Below are 11833 nucleotides of genomic sequence, written 5' to 3'. Positions count from 1 at the left end.
AAAACCTCTATATATATGCATTTATGTACAAACTTTCATAAATGCGACATTCCTGTACGTTCGTACCACACTTTCATCCTTGCAAGGGTTCAGCATCTTGCATTGGGTATGGCCCCTGCATAAGTATCCGCAGGTCGACTCACGAGGTCGCCCTCACTACCAAAAATGACAACAAATCATGAGGCCAACATGCTTAAACACGCAGTCCTTCCGCTTTTAGTTAGCGCTGGCCTTATGGCCGCAGCTCCTTTTGCCCACGCGGCGACTAACCTGGTGTTCTGCTCCGAAGGGAGCCCGGCCGGTTTTGACCCAGGCCAGTACACCACCGGAACAGACTTCGATGCCTCGGCCGAAACCGTGTTCAACCGCTTGAGCCAGTTCGAACGTGGCGGCACCGCCGTGGTTCCTGGCCTGGCCACCCGTTGGGACGTTTCCCCGGATGGCCTGACGTACACCTTCCACCTTCGTGAAGGCGTCAAGTTCCACACCACCCCGTATTTCAAGCCGACTCGTGAATTCAATGCCGATGACGTGCTCTTCACGTTCAACCGCATGATCAACAAGGACGACCCGTTCCGCAAAGCCTACCCAACCGAGTTCCCGTACTTCTCCGACATGGAGATGGACAAGAACATCAAGAACATCGAGAAAGTCGATGACCACACCGTCAAGTTCACCCTTGGCACCGTGGACGCCGCTTTCATCCAGAACCTGGCAATGAGCTTCGCTTCCATCCAGTCGGCCGAATACGCCGCCCAGCTGTTGAAGGAAGGCAAGGCCGCGGACATCAACCAGAAGCCAATCGGCACTGGCCCGTTCGTGTTCAAGAGCTACCAGAAAGACTCCAACATCCGTTTCACCGGCAACAAGGATTACTGGAAGCCTGAAGACGTCAAGGTCGACAACCTGATCTTCTCGATCTCCACCGACGCCTCGGTGCGTATCCAGAAGCTGAAGAAAAACGAGTGCCAGATCACAGCCTATCCTCGCCCGGCGGACATCAAGCCCCTGGAAGCGGACAAGGACATGAAGATGCCGCACCAAGCGGGCTTCAACCTCGGCTACATCGCCTACAACGTGATGCCTGTGCTCAAGGGCCAGACCACGCCAAACCCATTGGCTGACCTGCGTGTTCGCCAAGCCCTGGACATGTCGGTGAACAAGCAGCAGATCATCGACTCCGTGTACCAGGGCGCAGGCCAACTGGCGGTCAACGCCATGCCGCCGACCCAATGGTCCTACGACACCACCATCAAGGATGCCAAGTACGACCCAGCCAAGGCGCGGGAACTGCTCAAGGAAGCGGGCATCAAGGAAGGCACCGAGATCACCCTGTGGGCGATGCCGGTTCAGCGTCCGTACAACCCGAACGCCAAGCTGATGGCTGAGATGCTGCAGAGTGACTGGAAACAGATCGGCCTGAAGGTCAACATCGTGAGCTACGAGTGGGGCGAGTACATCAAGCGTTCCAAAGGTGGCGAGAACCAGGCCATGATCATTGGCTGGAGCGGTGACAATGGTGACCCGGACAACTGGCTGGGCACCCTCTTCGCCTCTTCGGCGTTGAACGGTAACAACTTCTCCAAGTTCACCAACAAGCAGTACGACGACCTGATCAGCCAGGCCAAGTCGACCACGGACGTCGCCAAGCGCACTGAACTGTACAAACAGGCGCAGCAACTCCTCAAGAAAGAACTGCCTTACACACCTATCGCGCACTCGACGGTGTATCAACCCATGCGCAACACCGTGCAGGACTTCAAGATCAGCCCGTTTGGCTTGAACTCCTTCTACGGCGTTAGCGTCAGCGGCAAGTAAGGATCGATGACGGCGACGCTTCATAGCGTCGCCGTTATTGCATCCGCCCAGACCGTAGGAATCAGACCACGCCCGCACTCATTGTTGTCCTACAGCAATGAACTGCGATCTGCGGCTCCGCTGCCTACAAGGTCAGTCAGATTTGATGCATTTACTGCAAGGTCCACGACCCATAACGTCGCAGGACAGCAGAGGCTTCAGTCTGAGAAAGGCACTTGCTGTGTGTGGGATCAGTGATGTCCCCAGGCTGTATGCCTGGGTGATTGCTCGCTGATGACAAATACAACTAGGGATCGGGATCGTCATGCGCCATACCACCGTTCTACCTGCATTGTTTGCCGCCAGCCTGCTGGCTGTGGCCACCACCGGCTACGCCGCCGAGAAAAAGAGCCTGGTGTTCTGCTCCGAGGGCAGCCCGGCGGGTTTTGATACTGCGCAGTACACCACCGCCACCGACAACGATGCGGCCGAGCCGCTGTACAACCGCTTGGTTGAATTTGAAAAAGGCGCAACCAACGTGGTGCCAGGCCTGGCGACCAAGTGGGACATTTCGCCAGATGGCCTGACCTACACCTTTCACCTGCGTGAAGGGGTGAAATTCCATAGCAACAAGGAATTCAAGCCGACGCGCGACTTCAATGCCGACGACGTGCTGTTCACCTTCAACCGCATGCTTGACCCCGAACACCCGTTTCGCAAGGCCTACCCCACCGAGTTTCCGTACTTCAACGGGATGAGCCTGAACAAGAACATTGCCAAGGTCGAGAAAATCGACCCGCACACCGTGGTGATGACCCTGAACTCGGTCGACGCCGCGTTCGTGCAGAACATCGCCATGAGCTTTGCCGCGATCCTCTCGGCCGAGTACGCCGAGCAGTTGCTCAAGGACGGCAGGCCCAGCGACATCAACCAGAAGCCGATCGGTACCGGTCCGTTTGTGTTCCAGCGTTACCAGAAGGACTCGCAGATCCGTTATGTGGCCAACAAACAGTACTGGGACCCGAGCAAGGTCAAGCTGGACCAGCTGATTTTCGCGATCAACACCGACGCCTCGGTGCGGGTGCAGAAGCTCAAGGCCAATGAGTGCCAGGTGACCCTGCACCCTCGCCCGGCCGACGTCGACGCCCTCAAGGCCGACCCCAACCTGCAACTGCTGACCAAGCCCGGCTTCAACCTCGGGTACATCGCCTACAACGTGCGCCACAAACCCTTCGACCAACTCGAAGTGCGACAGGCGTTGGACATGGCGGTGAACAAGCAGAGCATCCTGAACGCCGTGTACCAGGGCGCGGGCCAACTGGCGGTCAACGCCATGCCGCCGACCCAGTGGTCCTATGACGACACCATCAAGGACGCCGCCTACAACCCGGAAAAAGCCAAGGAACTGCTCAAGGCGGCCGGCGTGAAGGAAGGCACCGAGATCACCCTGTGGGCGATGCCGGTGCAACGGCCGTACAACCCCAACGCCAAGCTGATGGCTGAAATGCTGCAGAACGATTGGGCCAAGATCGGCCTGAAAGTGAAGATCGTCAGCTATGAATGGGGCGAGTACATCAAGCGCACCAAGAACGGTGAGCACGATATCAGCTTGATCGGTTGGACCGGTGACAACGGTGACCCGGACAACTGGCTGGGCACCCTCTACAGCTGCGACGCCATCGGTGGGAACAACTACTCCATGTGGTGTGACCCGGCGTACGACAAGCTGGTCAAGCAAGCCAAGGTCGTGACCGACCGCGAACAAAGGACTGTTCTGTACAAACAGGCGCAGCAACTGCTCAAGCAGCAGGTGCCCATCACGCCAGTCGCCCACTCGACGGTCAACCAGCCGTTAAGCGCCAAAGTCGAAGGCTTCAAAGTGAGCCCCTTCGGCCGCAACGTATTCTCGGGCGTCAGTATCAACCCATAAGAAAATAACCGGATTGCGCAGGGCGAAGTCTGCCCTGCTGCAAACGTGCAGCCTTTTATTGGGAGATTTCCTACGGCAAACGTTTGCAAAGGCTTGAACGAGTTACACACCCAATAGCCGGTTCACCTAAAAAGACTGGCATTAAAAAAGAGAACCAAAGGAGCTTCATCAAATGAAACTGAGCAGCAAAGCGCTTCTGGCCCTGGCCATCAGCAGCATCACGGCAACCGCCTTCGCTGAAACCCAGAGCCAGGACTTCGTTCCTACCACCCTGGCCGGCACCAGCGCCCAAAGCGAGGCCAAAGGCTTTATCGACGGTCAAAGCCTGGGCGGTACAACGCGTAACTGGTTCTCCAGCGAGAATAAATTCCGTGGTCAGCGTTTCTCCTACGAGAAGCACGGTCAAACGCGCACCGACGCGAACCGTACCAACTGGGTACAAGGCACCATCCTCAACTACTCCTCGGGCTTCACCCAAGGCACCGTAGGCGTGGCAACTGAAGTGGCGGCCTACAACGCCGTGGTGCTGGACCGCAGCAAGCGCGACATCAAGGGCGGCTCCAACCGTACCCTGGCTGACTCCGACGGTGACGCAGTAGGCCAGTGGAGCAAACTGGGCCTGGCTAACGTCAAGTTCCGTGTGTCTAACACCACCTTGACCGCCGGTCGCCAGAACTTCAGCAGCGGCATCGTCGACACCATCGGTAACCGTGCCCTGCCTTCGAGCTTTGAAGGTGTGAGCTTCAACAGCGAAGAGTTCAGCAACCTGTCCTTCCAGGGCGGCGTGTTCGATCGCGTGTCCCCACGTACCGAGCAGAGCCTGTCGAAATTCCGTTCCGAGTACGGCAACGGCCAGGAAACTGACAAGGTCAACACCTTCGGCGTTAACTATCAGCCGTTCAAGAGCCTGAAAACCAGCCTCTTCGCCGCCAACGTCGAAGACTTCTGGAACCAGTACTACTTCGGCGCAACCCACGAATTGGGTGATGCTCAGACCCTGGCACTGACCACCGGCCTGAACTACTACAAAACCACCGATACCGGCAAAAAGCTGATGGGGAATATCGATAACGATACCTACTCCCTGTCCCTGGGCCTGACTCACCAAGCCCACAGCCTGACCTTCTCCTACCAGGCGATCAACGGTAACGAGTACTTCGATTACCTGCACGAAACCAACGGCATCTACCTGGCCAACTCCCTGACGTCCGACTTTAACGGACCGAACGAGAAGTCCTTCCAGGTTGCCTACGGCCTGAACATGGCTGAGTACGGCGTGCCAGGCTTGAAGTTCAACGTGTACTCGGCTCGCGGCTGGGGCATCGACGGTACTCACTACACCGGCACCGCCTACGGCGAAGCTGGCAAATCGCGTAGCGACCTGCGCCTGATGGACGGCGAAACCCACCAGGAATACGGTGTTGGCGCGTCGTACGCCCTGCAAAGCGGCCCGCTCAAGGCCACCACCATCCGTGGCACTTACGTCACTCACCGTGCCAGCGCCCAACAGGCTGACGGCAACATCCGTGAGTTCCGTCTGGTGACCACCATCCCGTTCAACATTCTTTAATTAGCGCCAGGTAGACGGCGGGCTCAGGACGAGCCTGCCGTCTACGCTTGTCTGGTTCAATCGATTGCAGAGGGCTCTGAATGAAAATGCTCCCACTCCAAGCCGCCATGGCCGCCGCGCTGCTGAGCGTTGCGATCGGCGTTTCGGCCAAACCACTGGTGGTCTGCACCGAAGCCAGCCCGGAAGGTTTCGACCCGGTCCTGTACACCACGGCCGTCACCGCTGACGCCGCCGCTGAAACCATGTTCAACCGCCTGGTGGACTTCAAGCCCGGCACCACCGAAGTGATCCCCGCATTGGCCAAGGCCCTGCCGGAGATCAGCGCCGATGGCCTGACCTACACTTTTCACCTGCGTGACGACATCAAGTTCCACACCACCGACTACTTCAAACCCACGCGCAACCTGAATGCCGACGACGTGCTCTGGAGCTTCCAGCGCCAGCTGGACCCGAATCACCCGTGGCACAAAAAGTCCAGCGTGGGCTACCCGTACTTTGAAAGCATGGGCTTCAAGGAACTGCTCAAGAGCGTAGAAAAGACCGACGATCACACCGTGGTCTTCACCCTGACCCGTCCTGAAGCACCGTTCTTGGCCGACCTGGCCATGGCGTTTTCCTCGATCCACTCCGCCGAATACGCCGACCAGTTGCTCAAGTCCGGCAAGACCGACGACCTGAATGCCAAGCCGATCGGCACCGGCCCGTTCATCTTCACCCGCTACGCCAAGGACGCCCAGGTGCGCTTCAAGGCCAACCCGGATTACTTCCGTGGCAAGCCGCCGGCTGACCCACTGATCCTGGCGATTACCACCGACAACAACGTGCGCCTGCAGAAGCTCAAGGCCAACGAGTGCCAGATCGCGCTGTACCCCAAGCCCGATGACGTGCCGAGCGTCAAGGCCGACCCGAACCTGAAGGTCGATGAACTGGCGGCGATGACTACCAGCTACACCGCACTGAACACCACCCACAAGTACATGAGCGACGCGCGGGTGCGCCACGCGATCAACATCGCCTTCGACAAGGCCGGCTACACCGAAGCCCTGTACGGCAAAGGCAATGCCGTGGTCGGCACCGGCCCTTACCCGCCGACGCTGCTGGGCTTCAACGACCAGTTGAAGAACCCGCCACGCGACCTGGACAAGGCCCGCGCCCTGCTCAAGGAAGCCGGCGTACCGGAAGGCACTGAGTTCACCCTGTTCACCCGCAACGGTGGTGGCCCGACCAACCCCAACCCGATGCTCGGCGCACAGCGCATGCAGGCGGATCTGGCGCAGATCGGCCTGAAAGTGAATATCAAAGTCATGGAATGGGGCGAAATGCTCAAGCGTGCTAAAAACGGTGAGCACGACATGGTTTCAGCCGGCTGGGCCGGGGATAACGGGGACCCGGATAACTTCCTTACCCCGAACCTGAGTTGCGATGCTGCCAAAAACGGCGAAAACTACGCCCGCTGGTGTAACAAAGAGTTTCAAGACTTGATCGACAAGGCGCGTGCCATCGCTGAACCTGGCCAGCGCGCTGAACTCTATCAACAAGCCCAGGAGGTTTTCGAGAAAGACCAACCCTGGATTCCAATGGCGTATCCGAAAATGTTCACCGCCATGCGCAAAAACGTCGAGGGTTATACCCAAAGCCCTCTGACCACAAATAACTTCGCCACCACCCAGGTGAAGTAAATAAGAGACGCTCGGCACCGTCGACACTGACGGTGCCGGACCTGCCTAACCGGCTGATTGAGGTACACAACAAGATGTTTAGTTTTATTGCCCGCCGATTGGGGTTATTGATCCCCACGTTCTTCGGCATCACGTTGCTCACGTTTGCGTTGATACGCATGATCCCTGGCGACCCCGTTGAAGTCATGATGGGCGAGCGGCGCGTCGACCCCGAGATGCACGCACAGGCAATGGAACGCCTTGGCCTTAACAAGCCGCTGTATGCGCAATACTTGGATTACGTCGGCAAGCTGGCCCAGGGCGACCTTGGCGAGTCCCTGCGTACCCGTACCAGCGTGTGGACCGAGTTCACCGCACTGTTCCCCGCGACCCTGGAACTGTCCATGGCCGCCCTGTTGTTCGCCGGCGTCCTGGGCCTGTTGGCCGGGGTGATCGCGGCACTCAAGCGAGGATCCCTGTTCGACCATGGGGTGATGGGCATCTCCCTGGCGGGGTATTCGATGCCGATCTTCTGGTGGGGCCTGATCCTGATCATGTTCTTCTCGGTGAGCCTGGGCTGGACCCCGGTGTCCGGGCGGATCGACCTGCTCTACGACATCGAGCCGCGCACCGGCTTCATGCTGATCGACACCCTGCTGGCTGACGAGCCGGACGCGTTCTTCGACGCCCTGCACCACCTGATCCTGCCGGCCATCGTGCTCGGCACCATCCCGCTGGCCGTGATCGCGCGGATGACCCGTTCGTCGATGCTCGAAGTGCTGCGCGAAGACTACATCCGCACCGCCAAGGCCAAAGGCCTGTCGCCGGCGCGCGTGGTGTTCGTGCACGGCCTGCGTAACGCGCTGATCCCGGTACTGACCGTGGTCGGCCTGCAAGTCGGTACCCTGCTGGCCGGTGCGGTCCTGACCGAAACCATCTTCTCGTGGCCCGGCATCGGCAAATGGCTGATCGAAGCCATTGGCGCGCGGGACTACCCGGTGGTGCAAAACGGCATTTTGCTGATCGCCTGCCTGGTGATCCTGGTGAACTTCGTGGTGGATATCCTCTACGGCTTCGCCAACCCACGCATCCGTCACCAGCGCTGAGATCATGACCATGACCACACCTACCCAAGCGTCGGCAGTCGATCAAAGCCTGCTGTACCCGTCCCCATACAAAGAATTCTGGCAAGCCTTCTCCCGCAACAAAGGCGCGGTCGCCGGCCTGCTGTTCATGTTGCTGATCGTGTTCTGCGCGATCTTCGCCCCGTGGGTCACCCCGCATAACCCGAGCGAGCAGTACCGCGACTTCCTGCTGACCCCACCGGCCTGGCTGGAAGGCGGGCAGATGCAATTCTTGCTGGGCACCGACGAACTGGGCCGTGACTTGCTCTCGCGCCTGATCCAGGGCTCGCGCCTGTCGTTGCTGATCGGCTTGTCGTCGGTGGTGATGTCGCTGATCCCGGGCATCCTGCTGGGTTTGTTCGCCGGGTTCTTCCCGCGTTTGCTCGGCCCGACCATCATGCGGTTGATGGACATCATGCTGGCCCTGCCGTCGCTGCTGCTGGCTGTCGCGATTGTCGCGATCCTCGGCCCTGGCCTGATCAACACTGTGATTGCGATTGCGATCGTGTCCCTGCCGTCCTATGTCCGCCTGACCCGCGCTGCGGTGATGGGCGAACTGAACCGCGACTACGTGACGGCCGCCCGCCTCGCCGGCGCCGGCCTGCCACGCCTGATGTTCATCACCGTGCTGCCCAACTGCATGGCACCGCTGATCGTGCAGGCCACCTTGAGCTTCTCTTCGGCGATTCTCGATGCCGCCGCACTGGGCTTCCTGGGCCTTGGCGTACAACCGCCAACCCCTGAGTGGGGCACCATGCTGGCTTCGGCCCGCGACTACATCGAACGCGCCTGGTGGGTCGTGAGCCTGCCTGGCTTGACCATTTTGCTCAGCGTGCTGGCAATCAACTTGATGGGTGACGGCCTGCGCGACGCGCTGGACCCGAAACTCAAGAACGCCGCCTGAGGAGATTCCCATGTCACTGTTAGAAATCAAGAATCTCAACGTGCGCTTTGGCGACAAGACCGCCGTGCCGGTGGTCGATGGCCTGGACCTGTCGGTCGACAAAGGCGAAGTACTGGCAATCGTTGGCGAGTCGGGCTCGGGTAAATCCGTGACCATGATGGCGCTGATGGGCCTGATCGAGCACCCCGGCATTGTCACCGCCGACTCGCTGACCTTCGACGGCAAGGACATGCTCAAGCTGAGCAGCCGCCAGCGTCGCCAGATCGTCGGCAAGGACCTGGCCATGGTCTTCCAGGACCCGATGACCGCGCTGAACCCGAGCTACACCGTGGGTTTCCAGATTGAAGAAGTGCTTCGCCTGCACCTGAAAATGTCTGGCAAGCAAGCCCGCAAGCGGGCCATCGAGCTGTTGGAAAAAGTGGAGATCCCGGGCGCTGCCAGCCGTATGGATGCCTACCCGCACCAACTGTCCGGCGGTATGAGCCAGCGTGTGGCCATCGCCATGGCAATTGCCGGCGAGCCAAAACTGCTGATCGCGGACGAACCGACCACCGCGTTGGACGTCACGATCCAGGCGCAGATCATGGAACTGCTGCTGGCCTTGCAGAAAGAACAGAACATGGGCTTGGTGCTGATCACCCACGACCTCGCCGTCGTGGCGGAAACCGCCCAGCGCGTGTGTGTGATGTACGCCGGCCAAGCCGTGGAAGTCGGCCAGGTGCCACAGTTGTTCGACATTCCGGCACACCCGTACAGCGAAGCCCTGCTCAAGGCGATCCCCGAGCACAGCCTGGGCGCCACGCGCCTGGCCACGCTGCCGGGTATCGTTCCGGGTCGTTATGACCGCCCGCAGGGTTGTCTGTTGTCGCCGCGCTGCCCGTATGTGCAGGAGTCCTGCCGCGCCCAGCGCCCGGGCCTTGATCCAAAAACCAACAGCCTTGCGCGCTGCTTCTACCCCTTGAACCAGGAGGTGGCGTAATGGCCGTCGTTCTTACCGCCCGCGACCTCACCCGTCACTACGAAGTGTCCCGTGGCCTGTTCAAGGGCCATGCCACCGTGCGTGCTCTCAATGGGGTGTCGTTCGAACTGGAAGCCGGCAAGACCCTCGCCGTGGTAGGCGAGTCGGGTTGCGGCAAATCCACCCTGGCCCGTGCGCTCACGCTGATTGAAGAGCCGTCGTCGGGCTCCTTGAAAATCGCCGGCCAGGAAGTCGCCGGCGCCGACAAGGCCCAGCGCAAACAACTGCGCAAAGACGTGCAGATGGTGTTCCAGAGCCCGTACGCCTCGCTGAACCCACGGCAGAAAGTCGGTGATCAACTCGGCGAGCCGCTGTTGATCAACACCAACCTGTCCGCTGCCGAACGCCGCGAAAAAGTGCAGGCAATGATGAAGCAAGTGGGCCTGCGCCCCGAGCATTATCAGCGCTACCCGCACATGTTCTCCGGTGGTCAGCGCCAGCGCATCGCCCTGGCCCGCGCCATGATGCTGCAACCGAAGGTGCTGGTGGCGGATGAGCCGACCTCGGCACTCGACGTGTCGATCCAGGCCCAGGTGCTCAACCTGTTCATGGACCTGCAGCAGGAATTCAACACGGCCTACGTGTTCATCTCCCACAACCTGGCAGTGGTGCAGCACGTTGCCGACGACGTGATGGTGATGTACCTCGGCCGCCCGGTGGAAGTCGGTCCAAAGGAAGACATCTACGCGCGCCCGCTGCACCCGTACACCCAGGCGTTGCTGTCGGCCACCCCGACCATCCACCCGGACCCGAACAAGCCGAAGATCAAGATCGTCGGCGAGCTGCCCAACCCGCTGAACCCGCCGCCTGGCTGCGCCTTCCACAAGCGTTGCCCGTACGCGACCGCGCGTTGCAGCAGCGAAGAGCCGCAGTTGCGCGCTTTGGATAACCGCCAGGTGGCTTGCCACTACGCGGAGCAGTTCGTGGCCTGAACCGCCACAAAAATGCCCCGGGTGTTGAGCCCGGGGCATTGTATGAGTTCTACCGCCCCTCCCGTCGGATTGCGCATCAGTCCGGTAGGTGGGGCTTTTTTATAGCGCCTTATGTATCGCTGTCACCTTCGGTGTCATCGTCATCTGGCGGCGCTTGCTGGTCGTCATCATCCTTTGAGCCGCCCTGGTCTTCGTCACCGGGCTCCGACTCGCTCTTGGCCAGTTGCAAACCACCGGCCTGCGCCGTCTTCGCCGCCACAAAACCCGGCGCCTGGCTCTGCACGGCCGCATTGGCCCATGCAGACGAAACGCCCAGCGATAACATCACCAACACTTTCAGCAACAGCACTACACGTTGAAAGATAGTCATGGTCGATTTCCGTCCAGTCAGTGAATCACGTACGCCGGCATTCCGCCGTCGCTGTGGATTAAGCTAGTTCCGATCCCGGGTTTGCGCCAATCACGCCTCAGGTATCGCCATCATCGTAGGTTTCGCTGTCTTCCCCCTCGTTGTAAGGGTTTTCTGCATCCTCCTTCGGCGCCGGTTGAGCCTGGGGCTGCCAACTGCCGGAGTTGACCTCGTTTTGTTTACGTTTGGTGACCGGGCCGGTGTCCTTCCACTGAGGGGTGCCTGCACCCGCCAGCGCCCAGGAGGCGGACAACCCCAAGACGCCCAGCAGCACCAGTTGAATGGCGCGTCGAGTTAAACGCATCAGGAACTCCTATTCCGTCGGTGAATCGGTGAAATATGTGAACGCTAGACCGGATGCGCGCTTAGCGCCAATGGTCCTGACCGATGAAGATCAAAATGTGGGAGCTGGCTTGCCTGCGATGCAGACACCTCGGTGCATCAAGCACACCCGGTTGATGCCATCGCAGGCAAGCCAGCTCCCACAGGAT

10 protein-coding genes are annotated in these 11833 nt (G+C 59.8%); 8 read left to right on the top strand and 2 right to left on the bottom strand.

The window, feature by feature from the left end:
• The first annotated feature begins 189 nt into the window (after positions 1-189).
• From ACVWVP_RS04455 to ACVWVP_RS04420, 8 genes are all read left to right on the top strand, one after another.
• Positions 190-1818: an ABC transporter substrate-binding protein gene (locus tag ACVWVP_RS04455; protein ID WP_259171958.1), complete on the top strand. Its 1629-nt coding sequence runs from the start codon at positions 190-192 to the stop codon at positions 1816-1818.
• Between the two features lie 304 nt (positions 1819-2122).
• Positions 2123-3727, top strand: a complete 1605-nt coding sequence (locus ACVWVP_RS04450) for an ABC transporter substrate-binding protein (RefSeq protein ID WP_457404541.1) — start codon at positions 2123-2125, stop codon at positions 3725-3727.
• Between the two features lie 172 nt (positions 3728-3899).
• Positions 3900-5297, top strand: a complete 1398-nt coding sequence (locus tag ACVWVP_RS04445) for an OprD family outer membrane porin (protein WP_178919098.1) — start codon at positions 3900-3902, stop codon at positions 5295-5297.
• 80 nt (positions 5298-5377) lie between these two features.
• Positions 5378-6976 carry an ABC transporter substrate-binding protein gene (locus tag ACVWVP_RS04440; RefSeq protein ID WP_457404540.1) on the top strand — a complete coding sequence of 533 codons (1599 nt, stop codon included), beginning with the start codon at positions 5378-5380 and terminating at the stop codon, positions 6974-6976.
• Positions 6977-7050: 74 nt separating this feature from the next.
• The gene (locus ACVWVP_RS04435; RefSeq protein ID WP_176995119.1) at positions 7051-8061 is read left to right on the top strand and encodes an ABC transporter permease subunit; all 1011 of its coding nucleotides are present in this window, start codon (positions 7051-7053) and stop codon (positions 8059-8061) included.
• A 10-nt stretch (positions 8062-8071) separates the two neighbouring features.
• On the top strand, positions 8072-8983 hold the full coding sequence (locus ACVWVP_RS04430) for an ABC transporter permease subunit (protein ID WP_178919102.1): 912 nt from the start codon (positions 8072-8074) through the stop codon (positions 8981-8983).
• A gap of 10 nt (positions 8984-8993) precedes the next feature.
• Complete coding sequence (locus ACVWVP_RS04425; RefSeq protein ID WP_178919104.1) at positions 8994-9962, top strand: ABC transporter ATP-binding protein; 969 nt, start codon at positions 8994-8996, stop codon at positions 9960-9962.
• Complete coding sequence (locus ACVWVP_RS04420) at positions 9962-10933, top strand: peptide ABC transporter ATP-binding protein (RefSeq protein WP_016971590.1); 972 nt, start codon at positions 9962-9964, stop codon at positions 10931-10933. Before ACVWVP_RS04425 ends, ACVWVP_RS04420 begins: the two co-directional genes overlap by 1 nt.
• 109 nt (positions 10934-11042) lie before the next feature.
• Here ACVWVP_RS04420 and ACVWVP_RS04415 read toward each other — a convergent pair whose 3' ends face one another.
• Entirely contained in the window at positions 11043-11303 is a 261-nt protein-coding gene (locus tag ACVWVP_RS04415) for a hypothetical protein (RefSeq protein ID WP_178919105.1), read from the bottom strand.
• A gap of 97 nt (positions 11304-11400) precedes the next feature.
• A complete protein-coding gene (locus tag ACVWVP_RS04410; RefSeq protein WP_176995123.1) occupies positions 11401-11646 on the bottom strand; it encodes a hypothetical protein in 246 nt (81 codons plus the stop codon).
• Positions 11647-11833 lie beyond the last annotated feature (187 nt).

The organism is Pseudomonas sp. TE24901 (assembly GCF_054058375.1).
The sequence above is the reverse complement of the archived record's forward strand: the minus strand, read 5'-3'. Positions and strand labels throughout refer to the sequence as shown.

Bases quoted from the DNA above. Each gene is read 5' to 3' on its own strand.
- ACVWVP_RS04455 (WP_259171958.1), top strand. From the start codon at position 190: ATGCTTAAACACGCAGTCCTTCCGCTTTTAGTTAGCGCTGGCCTTATG.
- ACVWVP_RS04450 (WP_457404541.1), top strand. From the start codon at position 2,123: ATGCGCCATACCACCGTTCTACCTGCATTGTTTGCCGCCAGCCTGCTG.
- ACVWVP_RS04445 (WP_178919098.1), top strand. From the start codon at position 3,900: ATGAAACTGAGCAGCAAAGCGCTTCTGGCCCTGGCCATCAGCAGCATC.
- ACVWVP_RS04440 (WP_457404540.1), top strand. From the start codon at position 5,378: ATGAAAATGCTCCCACTCCAAGCCGCCATGGCCGCCGCGCTGCTGAGC.
- ACVWVP_RS04435 (WP_176995119.1), top strand. From the start codon at position 7,051: ATGTTTAGTTTTATTGCCCGCCGATTGGGGTTATTGATCCCCACGTTC.
- ACVWVP_RS04430 (WP_178919102.1), top strand. From the start codon at position 8,072: ATGACCACACCTACCCAAGCGTCGGCAGTCGATCAAAGCCTGCTGTAC.
- ACVWVP_RS04425 (WP_178919104.1), top strand. From the start codon at position 8,994: ATGTCACTGTTAGAAATCAAGAATCTCAACGTGCGCTTTGGCGACAAG.
- ACVWVP_RS04420 (WP_016971590.1), top strand. From the start codon at position 9,962: ATGGCCGTCGTTCTTACCGCCCGCGACCTCACCCGTCACTACGAAGTG.
- ACVWVP_RS04415 (WP_178919105.1), bottom strand. From the start codon at position 11,303: ATGACTATCTTTCAACGTGTAGTGCTGTTGCTGAAAGTGTTGGTGATG.
- ACVWVP_RS04410 (WP_176995123.1), bottom strand. From the start codon at position 11,646: ATGCGTTTAACTCGACGCGCCATTCAACTGGTGCTGCTGGGCGTCTTG.